The following is a 14898-nucleotide window of genomic DNA, read 5'->3' as shown; positions in this document are numbered from 1 at the left end:
CGGAGCAGCATTAGCCGGTATTGCGCATTCCTGCAGCGATGCCGGCAATCGTCACCATCAGGGCACTTTCCAACACCGCGTCGCTCTCCCGCTCGCGCAGGCGCGCCATCAGCTCGGCTTGTAGCAGGTGCAGTGGATCTGTGTAGGGGTCGCGTACGCGAATGGACCAGCGCATCACCGGGTTGTTGTCCAGTAGGCTTTCGCGGCCGGTGAGCTGTTGCAGGGCACTTACTGTGTGGGCCAGGCGCTCACGCAGGCTTTCCCCGAGCTCGATCAGTTCCTCGCTGTCGGTGAGGCGCTCCTCATACCAGGAGGCGACGCGAGTGTCAGATTTGGCCAGGACCATTTCCAACATATCCACAACGCCCTGGAAGAAGGGCCACTCAGCACTCATCTGTCGCAATGTGTCGGCTTCGTCAGCCTGTTTCAGGGCGTGTTCCAGGGCCGTGCCCGTGCCGAGCCAGGCGGGTAGCATCAGGCGCATCTGGGTCCAGGCGAAAACCCAGGGAATAGCGCGCAGGGTTTCGACACCGCCGCCGGGTTTGCGCTTTGCGGGGCGGCTGCCCAGGGCCAGGCGGCGTAGTTCAGTCTCCGGGGTGACGGTACGCAAATAGGCGACCAAGGCCGGATCGTCCCGCACCACCTCGCGGTAGCTCTGTACCGAGACTTCGGTGAGGCGTTCCATCTGGTGGCGCCATTCGGGGCGCGGCTGTGCCGGTGGCATCAGGGTGGCCTCCAGGGTGGCGGCCACATACTGCTCCAGGTTGTAGGCGGCCACTGACGGACGGCCGTACTTGAAGCGGATCATCTCCCCTTGCTCGGTCACGCGGATGCGCCCGGCCACCGAACCCGGTGGTTGCGATAACAGCGCCATTCGCGTGGGGGACCCGCCGCGGGAAATGGAACCGCCGCGGCCGTGGAACAGCGTCAGGGGTATACCGTGGTTGCGGAAAATCTTGGTGAGTGCTTCCTGTGTACTGAATTGCGCCCAGGCCGCACCGAGGAAACCGGCGTCCTTGGCGGAGTCCGAGTAGCCGATCATCACCTCCTGCCCCTCCAGCACGCGCTGCTTATATTGGGGAATATTGAGCAGGGTGCTCATGGTTTCGGCGGCATTGTTGAGATCGTCGAGAGTTTCAAATAACGGCACCACTCGCATGGGTTGGTGCACACCGGCGATTTTCTGCAGCAGCATGACCGCCAGCACGTCGGAGGGCTTTTTCGCCATGGAAATCACATAGGCACCGAACCCCTCGGGGCCCTGCTCGGCGACCACCTTGCAGGTCTCTAAAACCTCGCGCACATCCCTATCGCAAAAATCCGTATGGTAGAAATCCTCATCGACCAACGGGCGGCGGTTATCCAGTTCGGCCAGTAGGAAATCCAGCTTGCTCTGTTCGTCCCAGCTGGCGTAGTTGCCCAGCCCCAGGTAGCGGGTAATGGCATCGAGGGCATCTGCATGGCGGGTAGATTCCTGGCGGATATCCAGGCGCAGCAGGGTGATACCGAAGCAGTTGAGCCGGCGCAGGGTATCTTTGAGCTGGCCATCAGCGATGGCGGAGAGACCCACGGTGCGCAGGGAACGGTCGATTAGGCTGAGGGGCTCGAACAGCTGTTGAGTAGTGTTAAATACTTTACTGGTGGTGATCTCACCGCCGTTGATACGCGCCTCCATCTGCGCAAGGGTATTGCGTAGGCGCTGGCGCACGCGACGCAGTATCAGCCGGTAGGGCTCATGGCTTGGGCCGGTTTGCTCCAGTAACTCCTCACTGGCTTTGTGCATGGATAGGTCGGCCAGCAGGTTATCCACATCGCGCAAAAAAAGGTCGGCAGCCATCCAGCGGGCCAGCAGTAATACTTTGCGGGTTACCCCTGCGGTGACATTGGGGTTGCCGTCGCGGTCGCCGCCCATCCAGGAGGCAAAGCGTATCGGCACCCAGTCGTCGGGCATGGGGGGAAGTTCCGCCAGGGCCAGCTCCGCCTCAATAGCGCGCATACTCTGGGGCACCGCCTGCCACAGAGACTGCTCGATGGTGGCGAAGCCCCACTTGGCCTCATCCACCGGCGTGGGTCTTTCGCGGCGGATCTCATCGGTACTCCAGGCGGAGAGTATTTGCTCGTGCAGGTGACGGCGCAGCTCGCGACCTTCCTCCTGGGTGAGGTCGGGTCTGTCCAGGGCGGAGAGGAGGTCGGCGATATGGTCGTATTTGCGGATCAGGGTGCGGCGGGTAACTTCGGTGGGGTGGGCGGTGAGGACTAGCTCTACCGAGAGCTCTCGGAGTGTTGTATGAATGTCGGCGGGGGATCGTTTGGCGCTCTTCAATTCCGCTAAAACCTGACGCAAGCCGCGGTCTGTATCGGGATCACCGGAGAAGCGCTGGTGTTGGCGGTGTAGGCGCTCCCGGTGGCGTTGTTCGGCAATATTGGCCAGATTGAGAAATTGGCTGAAGGCGCGGGCCACTTCCAGCAATGTGTCATCGTCGAGGGGGTCCAGCAACTGGTGCAGGCGGTCCACCTGCATCTCTCCCGTACTGCGGCTCTCCACCGCGACCTGGCGAATGGTTTCGACGGTATTGAACAGCGTGTCACCGGCCTGCTCACGCAGCACCGAACCGAGCTCCTCGCCGAGTAGGCGGACATCCTCCCGTAGCGGGGTGTTTTGATCCTGACTCACAAGCCTTTTTCTCCCTAGCAATATCCGGTGAAAATACTGGCTTATCTTCGCATAATTTGGCGGAGGCTGTACTGCCATTCAGAAAGAGTGGGAAGAATGAGTCTCTTTAAATCTCCTTTAAATACGGAAAATAAAGAGCTTGGCCGGCGTAATAAGTGGAATTCAAGTGAGTCTGTAGTTACAAAAATATAATTCGGAAAATTCTATCTGCTATCTAATTTCCTTCTCCGCTCAATATTGTTGGGGATATATATTTTAGGTTTCGCTCAAGGGTAAATTAACGCTGAGAAACCTATAAATATACTGTTAAAAAGTGAGTGAAATTTATAAGAGAGAGCTGGGGAATCGCGGATATGCGAGGGATGAAAATACCCGCGTGCAATTTTGCGCGCGGGACACTTTTTAAAAATGTATTTTTAATAGTGCATAGGGTCATAGGCGGGGCGGCGATCAGCCAACCTCAACCAGCCGCGGATGACTCGGTAAATGACCCAAATCCAGTTAACGGCGAGAATCACGTAACCGAGCCCAAAAATCCAAAAAGTCAGGGAGCCGACCACAGTCCACAGCAACCAGAACCAGAAGGTGCGAATCTGCCAGCGGAAGTGGGATTCCGCCAAGGTGCCGCGCACATCGCTGCGTTTGAAGTAGTTAATCAGTACGCCGACAAAAAAAGGAACCGCGGTAAACAGACTGATGGCCTGGATCAAATAGACCATGATGGCCAGGTCGCGGCCACTCTGTTCGCGGGCCTCTTGGGAGCGCGTGGGGTACTGCTCAGACATAACCTTATTCTCTTGTGGACTCTGCAAAATAATGTGTGGCCTCTAGTGCGCAATTCAACTTGGCTGCGCTGGAATGGTGTTTTTATGCGACAGTCGGTGAATAGCCCAATATGTCGCCACACCCCATATTATTTTAGCGCCCACTCGGTGTGTACATTGCGCTCGCGCCAGGCCTTCAGCTGGCGCACCGATTCACGCATTAATTGCAGTAACTCGGTGCGCTGTTGACGGCAGTGTTCCCGTTCGCTATCGATAGAAAGATTCGCTGCGAGACTGCGCAGACGAGTGGCCACGCTGTCGAGCCCTACTTCCGCCGCGGCACGGGCGACCTCCTGTGCCTGTTTCTCAGCATCTAACCAGTGGCGGCCGGTGAGGGCACTGGTGAGTGCGGTGATACGTTTGGGTAGGGTGGCGCTGCGGTCACTGAGCAGCTCGGCGAAGGATAGGTGGTCCAGGGTGTCCCGCTGGCGTAAAAGGGTGTTGGTATTGAGCAGCTGCGCTGGGCGCGTTTTTTGTTGTGGTGAAGTTCCCTGGATACGTCGAGCGGCCCATTGCATCAGTTGCATCAGCTGGCGATCGGCAATCGGGTGGGTCAGCACGCCGGTAAAACCCCGGGCCTGATAGCGCTCCTTGTCTCCGGTCTTGGCTGATTGCAGCAGGGCGAAAATGGGTAAATCATTGCCCCGTTCGCGGCGAATTTCCCGCACTGCTTCCACGCCGTCCATTAGCGGCAGATGGGTGTCGGTTAGGATCAAGTCAAAGTTTTTCTGCAGGGCGGCGCTGCTGCCGTCGATACCATTGCACTCCCTTTGTACATGGTGGCCCATGGCTTCCAGTGGTGCCTGCAGGGATTCGTGCTTGTTATTTTCCACCAATAGAACGGCGAGACCACTGCCGGTGTTGCCAAGCATTTCTTTGGGAAGCTTCAGCTCGACGGTTTCCACTTTGCCGAATTGGCGCAGGTCGTCCAAGGATTTGAGCGCGGCGTTTAACTGGCGCTTACCGATTTCCACCAGGGCTTTAATATTGTTGTCCTCACTGCGCGCAATCAGATTGAGGGTACCCATCAGCGTATCTAGGGGGTGATGCAATTGGTGGCGGACTATGGTGAGCAGATCGGATTTTTCCTGTCGCAATAATTCGAGGCTTTCTCGGGTTTCATCCAATTGTTTTTCCAGTGCGAGGAATTCACTATTACGACTATGCACCTGCTGAAACAAATTACTATTTTCCGCACTGATATTATCGACGCGCTCTGCACTTTCTCGACGCAGTTTGCTTAGTCTCAACTGTCTATTGAGTGTAAAAGCACAAACTATGAATAATACCGCCAGCGCTGCGGCGAGCCAGTAAATCGGAATTTGTTGTTGCAGGGCATTTAATTCAAAAGCTTGCGCAGTAGTGGAGATAAATACTGAGCCGCATAGTAGTGCCCGGGCTGGTAGAGCGTGAAAAAAAACACGACGAGAGGGCAATCCCCCAGAAGAAATGGCTTTTATCATCCTTATAACCACTTGTGTTAGGGCGGACTAAATCCTGCAGTCCGCAGTGTGATTTTCGCGGTAGGTTTTGATCGATACTCCCGAAAAGATCAGAGCGTTTGATACTGCAATATGGCACGGTGTACAAGAGATATTTTTTTAGTGTCGGCGGGATTGTCGGTGGAGAATCCAGTCATAGGTATGACTGTTATCGCTAATAGCCAAGCAATATTGCGCCAATAAATCGTAGTGGATTATTTTGAATGAGCTTCGCAATGAAGAATTGCACGCTATTACATCGGCGTATTTTGCGGGAAATTATTGTGGTGCAGGCGTATTTTACCGAGGTAGGCAGCAGGTGCCCTTCGAGAAAATACGCGACAAATTAATAATGTTGGAATCGAATTAGGCGGCTTGGGGGAGGCGTTCCTGTAATAGCTGTAGCATACGCTCCGAAGGCAGGAAAAGGCGGATACCGTCACAGTGAGCGAGCAGCTCCCGATAAAAATAATCAAAATGAGTGCAGCCCAGAATCAGGATCTGCACGCCGCTTTTCACCAGTGCCGCTACCAGGTCATCCAGGGCGTGTTGTCGCACGATCATTTCGGCGGCGAGGCCGTCCTCGATATCTTCGACAATCTGAAGGTTGCCGATGCCGATCACCTTGGCGGTTGTGTTGCGCTCGAGGATTTCCCGCTCGATATTGGCACAGCTCTGACAGTTGGCGGCGAGCAGGCCAAAGTTGCGGTAGCGCTGAGTGAGTTCGGCGTAAACCTCCAGAGGGGAAACCACCTCAATGGGAGAGGTGGCTTTGACCGCTTCCATATCTACTGCACCGGATAGGGAGTTACAGTAAATCATGGCGGCTTCGGCACCAGCCTGGTGCAGCTGCTCTATGGCGCCGATCAGCTGCTGGGTGAGGGCGCCGCGCTCCAGTGCCTGTAGCTGCGTCTGTGCTTGGGGAGAGGCAGACAGGGACAGGCCGATGCCGCGCAGCTGGCGCGCGGCGAGGAAATCCAGGCCAAAGCGGGTGTCTGTGGGGGTGCCGGCGACCACGCCAATGGTCATGGAACTCTTTTCAATGGCGTTCTGCGTCAACACGGCGATTTTCCTCTCTCGTAATGCTCAGTCGAGTGTCAGCGTCCTCTTTAAGAGGCTCTCTTGCCCAGTAGGGGGCTGACGTTATTAATCCACACTCGGCGCAGCCAGTCGAGATAAATTCCATAAGGGCCGCCGAGGGCACCGGCGATCAACATGAACGTGATACTGGCGGTGGCAATCTCGTCCCAGCTGGCGCCGCCCAGATGCATATTGCCCATGTACAGGGGGAACTGGAAGCTCACGAATACAAAGGTGTCCACCAGATAGGCATTGATTGGGCCGCCGCCGCCAAAGCGGTTCACAACCCAGTTACGGTAGACACTGAAGGGGCGGGCGATCAGGGTGTTGAACACCAGCGCCATCAGACGCACTTTCAGGTGTTCACTCCAGCTCATACCGGCCAGCACCAGTTCGATGGGAATCGCCACAGCCCAGGAAAAACTGTTCATGGCGAAGATATCCAGCAGGAAATCCCAGCGGCGATTGTTCGGCGTATTGGGTTCGGTTTCGGGGCCGGATGGTGAAGATGGTGTTAATGCAGGCGCGGACATGGAGAAGACAACCTCTTGAACCTCAAATCGCTATCTCACGACGGCGGCAGGCCGGCGATTATATCTCCAAATCACGTAAAAGCTAGCCTTGCATCTCGACTGGTGAGGTCTGTCGAGATAAACGTCCTACTATTTATTAGAAAATTAATCTAATTATCTTATTGGCTTAACATGTCGCCTGGCCAGGATGGCGCCCCAGAGGTTAATATGCAACTCTTTGCATAACCCCAACCGGAGCCACCATGTCCCTGCGCTACGCCGTACTCACCCTGCTGGATATAGAGCCCGGCAGCGGTTACGACCTCAAGCGCCGTTTCGAGCGCAGTGTTTCCCATTTCTGGAGCGCCAGCCACCAACAGATGTATCGGGAACTGCACAAGCTACATGATGAGGGGCTTCTGGATTGCGAGGAGCAGCCTCAAGAGGGCAAGCCGGACAAGAAGGTCTACAGCCTCACTGACAAGGGCCGCGCGGAGCTGCGCGACTGGGTAATTCAGCCAGCGGCGCCGCAAAAGATTCGCGAGCCCTTCTTAGTGCGTATGTTTGCCGGCCACCACTTGAGCCAAGAGGAACTGCGCTCGGCTCTCAATGATCAGTTGCACAGACATCGGGGGCTGCTGGAAAACTACCGGGAACAAAATGAGCGGGTGTTGAAAAGTGATCCAGCCCTGCAGGAGCGCTATTGGTTGGCCCACCAGACTCTGTTGCTGGGTATAGAGGCGGAGAAGACCTGGATCAGTTGGGCGGAAAACATGCTGCATCAACTGGAGCAGAAATGTGTTGAGGACAGTTAAAAAAACCGGGCGATGCCCGGTTTTTTGTGTCTGGAGCGAATTAATTCTTGCTCAATGGCTTAGATAGCGACCTTCTCCACCACCAGGCTGCCGATAGAGTAGCCGGCGCCAAAGGAGCAGATGATTCCGCGCTCGCCCACTTGAAGGTCGTCGCTGTGTAGGTTGAAGGCAATGACCGAGCCGGCACTGGCGGTATTGGCATAGCGATCCAACACTACCGGGGCGCGCTCTTCGCTGGCCTCATCCCCCATCAGTTTCTTGGCGATCAGGTTATTCATGTTGATGTTGGCCTGGTGCAGCCAGTAACGGCTCACCTCGCGGGGATCGGTACCACTCTCGCGCAGGTGCTCCTCAATATGAGCGGCAGCCATGGGGCAGACTTCCTTGAACACCTTGCGGCCGTTCTGGCGGAACAGCTTGCCGGGGCCGAAGGGGTCCACATCGGCGGCGCGCGCGGCATAGCCGAAGTTAGAGCGGATATTGTTGGAGTAGACAGTCTTGGCCTTGGTGCCGAGGATCTCCCAGGCGCTGTCTACGTTGCAGGTCTCGCGGCGCTCGATCACGCTGGCCACGGCCACATCCCCGAAGATGAAATGGCTGTCGCGATCGGTGAAGTCCACCTGTGGTGAGGCCAGTTCAGAGTTGATTACCAGCACGGTACGCGCGGCGCCGGAGCAGATGGCATCCACGGCGCGCTGCAGGGAGAAGGTTGCCGAGGAGCAGGCCACTTCCATATCGAAAGCGAAGCCGTCGATGCCGAGGGCACCCTGAATCTCGATGGCGATTGCCGGATAGGCGCGCTGCATGTAGGAGGCGCCGACAATCACCAGGTCCACATCGGAGGCCTGCTTGTTGGCTTTTTCCAGCGCCAGCTTGGCGGCTTTCAGACCCATTTCCGCCTGTACACACAGGTCGTCGTCGTTGCGCTCAGGGATATAGGGGCGCATGCGCGCGGGATCGAGAATCCCTTCACGGGTTACCACATAGCGGCTCTTGATGCCGGAGGCTTTCTCGATAAATTCCGCTGAGGATTGCGGCTTGGGCTGCAGCTCGCCGGACTCTATCGCCTGGGCGTGCTCCAGGTTGTACTGGGTGGCGTAGGTATTGTAGGCGTCTACCAGCTCTTCGTTGCTGATCGCTTCTGGAGGGGTCCACAGGCCAGTGCCGCTGATGACAATGCCCCGTGGCAACTTGTATTCACTCATCGCTGAATCCCTGGCTCGCAGCAAAACACCTGCGAGCAATTAGTCACTAAATAAAACCTTAGCAGTGCCGGCTTGTATGGGATTTTGGTGCCAGAACGGCAAGGCAAGGTATTGTGACGCTTCTGTGACTGTCGGTCTATCTGCGGTCGCGCCGAAGAGTCATGGCGTTCTGGCCAAAACAAAGGCGCTGACCTTGCGCGCGCCGGCTTCCTTGAGTCTCTGTGCCGCCGCCTCCAGGGTGGCGCCGGTGGTCAATACATCGTCCACCAGCCCGATATGCATTCCCTCAACAGATTCGCGCAGGGCGAAACTCTGCAGCAGGTTGCGCAGACGCTGCTGGCGGCGCAATTGGGACTGGGTGCGAGTGGCGCCGGTTTTACGTAACAGGCGCGGTCGCACCGGCAGTTGCCATTGCCGGCCCAGTTCGGCCGCTATCAATTGTGCCTGGTTATAACCACGCTGCCAGTAACGGCGCCAGTGCAGGGGAATGGGGACGAGCAGATTGGGGGGATCACTACAGGGAGTAATCACGGTGGCGGCTAGTTGCGCCAGGCTATGACCGGCAGCCAGATCGCGCTGGTACTTGAAACGCTGAATCAGCTGGTTTACCGGATAGGCATATTGCCAGGCAGCCTGCACCCGCTGGCAGTGCGGCGGCTGGCGCAAACAACTGGGGCAAAGACGTGCGCTGGAGGCCAGTGGCAATGCGCAGCTTTCACAAGCCTGGCCCAGGTAGGGCAGCTCCCGGGTGCAGCTGGTGCAGATACCAAATTCACCGGCTCTATCGCCGCATAAAAGGCACCGTGCCAGGTGGCGGGTGAGTAGGGATGGCATCAGGCTGTAAACCATAAAATGGTATCTGAGTTGACAGCGAATAGTGCCTGGCTAAACTGGCCAGTCTGTTTGGTCGAGTTTGCCACTGCTGCCCATTGCAGTCACCCCCGCCCAAATACACAACAGCACAATAACTCCAGCAACAGAGAGAGTAAGCCTGTGACCGCCGCCCAGACCATGCCCGCCGCCGATATCCGCCACGACTGGACTCGCCAGCAGGTTCTGGATCTCTTCGCCATGCCGTTTAGCGATCTGATGTTTACCGCGCAGCAGGTTCACCGGACACACTTCGATCCCAATCGGGTTCAAGTCAGCACCCTCTGTTCCATCAAGACCGGCGCCTGCCCGGAAGACTGTGCCTACTGTCCGCAGAGCGCCCGTTACGATACCGGGCTGGAGAGGGAAAAGTTGATGAGGGTGGAGAAGGTGCTGGAAGAAGCCCGCGCGGCCAAGGCCGGTGGTGCCACCCGTTTCTGTATGGGCGCTGCCTGGCGCTCGCCCAAGAAAAAAGATATGCCCTACGTCACCCAGATGGTGCGTGAAGTGAAGGCGTTGGGGATGGAAACCTGTATGACTCTGGGCATGCTGAATGATGACCAGGCGCAGGAATTAGCTGATGCCGGGCTCGACTACTACAACCACAATTTGGATACCTCGCCGGAGTACTACGGTGAGATTATTACCACCCGCACCTACCAGGATCGACTGCAGACCTTAGGGCGCGTGCGTGCTGCCGGTATGAAAGTCTGCGCCGGCGGTATCGTCGGTATGGGCGAGGGCGACAAGGACCGCGCCGGCCTGCTAATGCAGCTGGCCAACCTGCCCGAGCACCCGGAGTCGGTGCCTATCAATATGTTGGTGAAAGTGGCTGGCACACCGCTGGAGCAGGAAAAGGACTTAGATCCCTTCGAATTTATTCGCTGCATCGCCGTAGCGCGCATTATGATGCCCAAGTCCCATGTGCGCCTGTCCGCCGGGCGCGAACAGATGAGCGATGAAATGCAGTCCATGGCTTTCCTCGCCGGCGCCAACTCCATCTTCTACGGCGAGAAGCTGCTGACTACCGCCAACCCCGAGGCCAACAAGGATATGCAGCTGTTCTCCCGCCTGGGTATCCAGCCGGAGGAGTATCAGCAGTACGCTGATGAGAGCGCAGTGGAAGCGGAGCTGAACGCACAGATTACCGAGCAGCAAAACGACGCTTTCTTTTACGATGCGGCCAAATGACCCTGGATAAAACCCTGCGTCAGCGTCTCGATGAGCGGCACCGGGACAACCTCTTTCGCCAGATCAAAATACTGGAAACGGCCCCGAACCCCCTTGCTGTAGTTGATGGGCGAGAGTTGCTGACGTTCAGCAGCAATGATTATTTGGGGTTGGCAAGCCACTCAGAAGTTATTCGTGCCCAGCAGGCCGGTGCCGAGTTGGGTGCCGGTGCCACCGCCTCCCACCTGGTCAACGGTCATCTCCAGGTCCACCAACAGTTGCAGCAGAGCCTTGCCGAAGCCACCGGACGCGAGGCCGCACTGGTTTTTTCCAGCGGCTATATGGCCAATGTGGGCACGCTCTGTGCGCTGCTGGGACGCGCTGACAATGTTATTTCCGACAAGCTCAACCACGCTTCCCTCATTGACGGTGCACGCTTGTGTGGCGCCAACAGCTTGCGCTTCGCCCACAGCGATCTGGGAGCCCTGCGCCGTCAGCTACAGCGGGCCGCCGACAGAGGCGGCAATATCCTTGTGGCGGTAGATGGCGTTTACAGTATGGACGGCGATCTGGCCCCACTGGCGGACATAGCCGCCCTGTGCCGGGAATTCAGCGCCTGGTTGATGGTGGATGAAGCCCACGGCTTTGGAGTGATGGGAAGTGAACAGCTGCCCCTCGCCGGCAGTGGCGCAGCCGCTGGACTCGGCCAGGATGCGCTGCCGGTGCTGATGGGCACCCTGGGCAAAGCCGCCGGCAATGCGGGTGCCTTTGTGGCCGGCTCGCAAGCGCTGATCGATTATTTGGTGCAGTTTGCACGGCCCTATATCTATACCACCGGTATGCCACCAGCGGTGGCGTCAGGCTGTAATGCTGCGATTAAACTGATGCGCAGTAAGCCCGAATTGAATCGGCGTCTGCAGGCGAATATCACTTATTTCCGCCGGTGTGCAGCGCAAGCGAATTTACCTTTGACGGATTCATCCAGTGCGATTCAGCCAATTGTGCTCGGCTGTGAAGAAACTGTGATGACTGTGTCCGCACAGTTGGAGCAGCGTGGCTTTCTGGTGGGCGCTATTCGCCCACCCACCGTGCCTGCAGGTACCGCCCGCCTCAGAATCACCCTGAGTGCTTCCCATAGTTACAGCCAGATTGATGCCTTAATAGACGCATTGTTGGCGGTGCTTCAGGAAAAAATGGCGGTGCCTTCGTGACTGAGGTAGAGAGCCAAATCCAAATAGAGAACCTGGTGTTTCTGCATGGCTGGGGCGGAGATAACGGGCCCTGGCAGCCGCTACTTGAAGCTGTACATGAACAGCTGGCACAGCCCCTGACTTGTATCGAGTTACCGGGGTGTGGGGAGCGCAGCAACGAGCCCTGGCCACAACTAGAGACACTTTTACAGCAGCTGTATAAAGAGCTACCCAACAACTGTGTTCTGATTGGGCACTCCCTCGGCGGCATGTTGGCCCTGCAGTTGGCGGCCAGGCAGGGACAAAAAAAAATCCTCGGTGTTGTCACTATCTCCGCCAATGCCTGTTTTGTGGAGCGGGACAACTGGCCGGGTATGCAGCGGCGTGTTTTTGAGAGATTTCGCAAAGCCTTTGTGCAGGATCCCTACGCAATCTGGGAGCGCTTTTGTGCCCTGCAGTCCCATGGTGATATAGCCATGCGCGACCTGCTCAAGCAGCTAAAAGAGCGCAAGCCCAATATCAATGTCGAAGCCTGGACGCGGGCCCTGGACTGCCTGGCAGACCTGGATAATCGTCAACTACTGCAGACACTCGAAGTCCCCACACTGCATCTATTTGGTAAGCAGGATGCCCTGGTGCCCCAAACTGCCGTAGAGGAAATTCAGGGCTGTGGTGCATCGGTAGAAGTGTTTGACGGCTGTGGCCATAAACCGCATTTATCCCAGCCGCGCCAAGTGGCGGAGCGTTTGCGGCATTTTGTCGAGAACTTGTCCCCACCTGATAGCGGTACTTCCGAACCTTTCGATAAATCTGCGGTGGCGCGCTCTTTTGGCCGCGCCGCCACCAGCTATGACGACTGCGCGCATATACAGAGAGCGGTGTGTCGGCAGCTGATGAAAATGGCGGATCGCCACTGGGCGCCGCGCACTATTGTCGATCTGGGCAGCGGCACCGGTTTCGGCAGTGAGTTACTGCGCCAGCATTTTCCCGAGGCGCGGATTATCGCCCTGGATCTGGCGGAAGATATGTTGCGTTACGCCCGCACAGAGCGCCCCGAGGCAGATGATTATATTGCCGCAGATGCGGAACAGCTGCCCCTGGCAGAGGGCACTGTGGATCTGGTTTTCTCCAGCATGGCGCTGCAGTGGTGCTATCGCTTACCGCAGCTGTTTGCCGAGTTGCGCCGGGTACTTTCCCCGGAGGGGCACTGCCTGGTGGCGACGCTGGGGCCGGGTACCCTGGCAGAGCTGCGCAGCAGCTGGGCCCAGTTGGATGGCGATGTGCACGTCAATCGCTTCCTACCGCGGGCCAAGTGGCGAGAGGCGGCGGCGCAATCACAGTTAAATGGTGATGTGCTCGACGAGCGGCGTCTGTTCTATTTCGATAGTCTGCGCCAGCTGATGAAGGAATTAAAAGGCGTGGGGGCACACAATATTAATCGCGCCGCCAAGCGGGGGATGACCGGGCGTGCCAGGTTACAGCAATTGGCAGAAGCCTATGAAAACCTCAGACAGCCCGAAGGGCTGCCTGTGAGTTATGAAGTCATCTATATGAAGCTGGCCTGTGCACCCGATCAGGGGTAGATATCGATAGGGATTGGGGTTTTCACCAGCGCCCAGATCTCGTCCATCTCCCGGTTGGAGGCCACCGCGATACAGCCATCGGTCCAGTTGTTGCGGCGCAGGTGCCTCTCCATATAGGACCACTCGGGTTTGATGCCGTGGATCATGATATCGCCGCCGGGGCTGACCCCCATTTTGGCTGCCCGCGCACGGTCCTGTTTATTTGGATAGGACACATGAATAGAGCGGTAGAAACGGCTGTTGGGGTTTTTCCAGTCGAGGGTGTAGCGCCCTTCGGGGGTGCGTTCATCCCCTTCGCGGACCTTGTGTCCTCTGGGGTTGTCGCCGAAGGAGACGGTGTAGCTTTTCACCACCCGGCCGTCGCGAATCAGCTGCATCAGCTTCTTCGACTTGTACACAACAACATGATCGACAGGAGTTACTTTTGCTGAGGCGAACAGAGGCATCGCCAGCAATAGGGCAAGAGTCAGGTATCGCATGGTCTCTAAGCTGCTTGAATGTTTTCAGTTATTTCGAGATTTCCCGCGTCCCTGCAGAGCAGTTTCCCCTTTTGAGGGAATTATTTTGTGAGCGCGGCCCCGTGCCTTTGTTATCAGTGCTTGGCTTGATTTGTTCAAAATCTGCGCTACACGGCTAAATTATCATCAAGTGACTGGCGTGAAAAGTCACCACAAGAAAAAATTTGAACTTTTTGAATAGGGGAGGCCTTGGCCTTGGGCAGAAGTTATTTTGTAACCGGTACCGATACCGAAGTGGGCAAGACCTTTGTCAGCGCTGCCCTACTCACAGCGGCCGCGAACGTGGGAGTGCAAACCGCAGCGGTAAAACCGGTGGCCTCCGGTTGTGAGCAAACTGAACACGGACTGCGCAATGAGGATGCCCTGCTATTACAGGAGGCGATGACCTTGCAGCTGCCTTACCAGCAGGTGAACCCTTTTGCATTGGAGCCGGCAATTGCCCCCCATATCGCCGCCATAGAGGCGGGCAAGCAGCTCAATGTATCGCGCATGGCAGGAGTCTGCCGCGGTGTGATGTGTGCCGGTGCCGACCTGGTGTTGATTGAGGGCGCCGGCGGCTGGCGCACACCGCTGGGTCCGAGGGCCTTTTTGTCGCAACTGCCGCGGGAGTTGAACACCCCGGTGATTCTGGTGGTGCGCATGCAGCTGGGTTGTATCAACCACGCATTACTGACCGCCGAGGCCATCCGCCACGATGGTCTGCCTCTGGCGGGTTGGGTGGCCAACTTCGTCCGTCCGGGCATGGCGCGGGCCGAGGAAAACCTGGCCACCCTCGAGGCCCTGCTGCCGGCGCCACTGCTCGGTGTGGTGCCCCACAGCGAGTCGCGGGATTACCGCGAAGCGGCACAACACCTGGATATCCGCCCGCTGCTGCCCGCTTAAAGCACCCGCATAAGCCTTTGCAACCGGGCCCTGTGAGGGCCCAAACCAGTTGACTTTGTACGCCTTCGGCCCTAGATTCAAACAAGCGTTTGAA

The 14898-nt window shown here is 57.3% G+C and carries 13 protein-coding genes; 5 read left to right on the top strand and 8 right to left on the bottom strand.

The features are described 5' to 3' along the window. Positions 1-10 precede the first annotated feature (10 nt). From ppc to alaE, 5 genes are all read right to left on the bottom strand, one after another. Complete coding sequence (gene ppc / locus ACXAFI_RS17210; protein ID WP_475109738.1) at positions 11-2674, bottom strand: phosphoenolpyruvate carboxylase; 2664 nt, start codon at positions 2672-2674, stop codon at positions 11-13. Positions 2675-3090: 416 nt separating this feature from the next. Next, on the bottom strand, positions 3091-3459 hold the full coding sequence (locus ACXAFI_RS17205) for a DUF4870 family protein (protein ID WP_152450902.1): 369 nt from the start codon (positions 3457-3459) through the stop codon (positions 3091-3093). Between the two features lie 128 nt (positions 3460-3587). Beyond that, entirely contained in the window at positions 3588-4961 is a 1374-nt protein-coding gene (locus ACXAFI_RS17200; protein WP_475109737.1) for an ATP-binding response regulator, read from the bottom strand. 384 nt (positions 4962-5345) lie between these two features. Continuing rightward, positions 5346-6041, bottom strand: a complete 696-nt coding sequence (locus ACXAFI_RS17195) for an aspartate/glutamate racemase family protein (protein ID WP_475109736.1) — start codon at positions 6039-6041, stop codon at positions 5346-5348. Between the two features lie 47 nt (positions 6042-6088). Further along, entirely contained in the window at positions 6089-6592 is a 504-nt protein-coding gene (alaE, locus tag ACXAFI_RS17190) for an L-alanine exporter AlaE (protein ID WP_444920841.1), read from the bottom strand. A 242-nt stretch (positions 6593-6834) separates the two neighbouring features. Between alaE and ACXAFI_RS17185 the strand changes: the two genes are divergently transcribed. Next, positions 6835-7386, top strand: a complete 552-nt coding sequence (locus tag ACXAFI_RS17185; protein ID WP_475109735.1) for a PadR family transcriptional regulator — start codon at positions 6835-6837, stop codon at positions 7384-7386. Positions 7387-7445: 59 nt separating this feature from the next. Here ACXAFI_RS17185 and ACXAFI_RS17180 read toward each other — a convergent pair whose 3' ends face one another. Together ACXAFI_RS17180 and ACXAFI_RS17175 are read right to left on the bottom strand one after the other, a co-directional pair. Further along, the gene (locus ACXAFI_RS17180; protein WP_475109734.1) at positions 7446-8591 is read right to left on the bottom strand and encodes a beta-ketoacyl-ACP synthase III; all 1146 of its coding nucleotides are present in this window, start codon (positions 8589-8591) and stop codon (positions 7446-7448) included. Between the two features lie 159 nt (positions 8592-8750). Then, the gene (locus ACXAFI_RS17175; RefSeq protein WP_475109733.1) at positions 8751-9440 is read right to left on the bottom strand and encodes a phosphoribosyltransferase family protein; all 690 of its coding nucleotides are present in this window, start codon (positions 9438-9440) and stop codon (positions 8751-8753) included. Between the two features lie 162 nt (positions 9441-9602). Between ACXAFI_RS17175 and bioB the strand changes: the two genes are divergently transcribed. The 3 genes from bioB to bioC are packed head-to-tail and all read left to right on the top strand — an operon-like array spanning position 9603 to position 13404. Further along, complete coding sequence (bioB, locus tag ACXAFI_RS17170; protein WP_475109840.1) at positions 9603-10652, top strand: biotin synthase BioB; 1050 nt, start codon at positions 9603-9605, stop codon at positions 10650-10652. Continuing rightward, the gene (bioF, locus tag ACXAFI_RS17165; RefSeq protein ID WP_475109732.1) at positions 10649-11842 is read left to right on the top strand and encodes an 8-amino-7-oxononanoate synthase; all 1194 of its coding nucleotides are present in this window, start codon (positions 10649-10651) and stop codon (positions 11840-11842) included. The genes bioB and bioF overlap by 4 nt, the downstream gene beginning before the upstream one ends. Beyond that, a complete protein-coding gene (gene bioC, locus ACXAFI_RS17160) occupies positions 11839-13404 on the top strand; it encodes a malonyl-ACP O-methyltransferase BioC (protein WP_475109731.1) in 1566 nt (521 codons plus the stop codon). The genes bioF and bioC overlap by 4 nt, the downstream gene beginning before the upstream one ends. Here bioC and ACXAFI_RS17155 read toward each other — a convergent pair. Continuing rightward, entirely contained in the window at positions 13395-13883 is a 489-nt protein-coding gene (locus ACXAFI_RS17155) for a L,D-transpeptidase family protein (protein ID WP_152450920.1), read from the bottom strand. The genes bioC and ACXAFI_RS17155 overlap by 10 nt on opposite strands. A gap of 228 nt (positions 13884-14111) precedes the next feature. On the opposite strand from ACXAFI_RS17155, the gene bioD reads away from it, so the two are divergent. Beyond that, on the top strand, positions 14112-14804 hold the full coding sequence (bioD, locus tag ACXAFI_RS17150; protein ID WP_475109730.1) for a dethiobiotin synthase: 693 nt from the start codon (positions 14112-14114) through the stop codon (positions 14802-14804). Positions 14805-14898: the final 94 nt, after the last annotated feature.

The sequence above is a fragment of the Microbulbifer sp. ABH2_005 genome, assembly GCF_056160005.1.
This window is presented reverse-complemented; position numbering and strand designations above follow the sequence as displayed.

Excerpts from the sequence above, each read along its gene's own strand:
- ACXAFI_RS17180 (WP_475109734.1), bottom strand. The coding sequence starts at position 8,591 with ATGAGTGAATACAAGTTGCCACGGGGCATTGTCATCAGCGGCACTGGC.
- ACXAFI_RS17155 (WP_152450920.1), bottom strand. The coding sequence starts at position 13,883 with ATGCGATACCTGACTCTTGCCCTATTGCTGGCGATGCCTCTGTTCGCC.
- bioF (WP_475109732.1), top strand. The coding sequence starts at position 10,649 with ATGACCCTGGATAAAACCCTGCGTCAGCGTCTCGATGAGCGGCACCGG.
- ACXAFI_RS17205 (WP_152450902.1), bottom strand. The coding sequence starts at position 3,459 with ATGTCTGAGCAGTACCCCACGCGCTCCCAAGAGGCCCGCGAACAGAGT.
- ACXAFI_RS17200 (WP_475109737.1), bottom strand. The coding sequence starts at position 4,961 with ATGATAAAAGCCATTTCTTCTGGGGGATTGCCCTCTCGTCGTGTTTTT.
- ACXAFI_RS17185 (WP_475109735.1), top strand. The coding sequence starts at position 6,835 with ATGTCCCTGCGCTACGCCGTACTCACCCTGCTGGATATAGAGCCCGGC.
- bioB (WP_475109840.1), top strand. The coding sequence starts at position 9,603 with ATGCCCGCCGCCGATATCCGCCACGACTGGACTCGCCAGCAGGTTCTG.
- ACXAFI_RS17175 (WP_475109733.1), bottom strand. The coding sequence starts at position 9,440 with ATGGTTTACAGCCTGATGCCATCCCTACTCACCCGCCACCTGGCACGG.
- alaE (WP_444920841.1), bottom strand. The coding sequence starts at position 6,592 with ATGTCCGCGCCTGCATTAACACCATCTTCACCATCCGGCCCCGAAACC.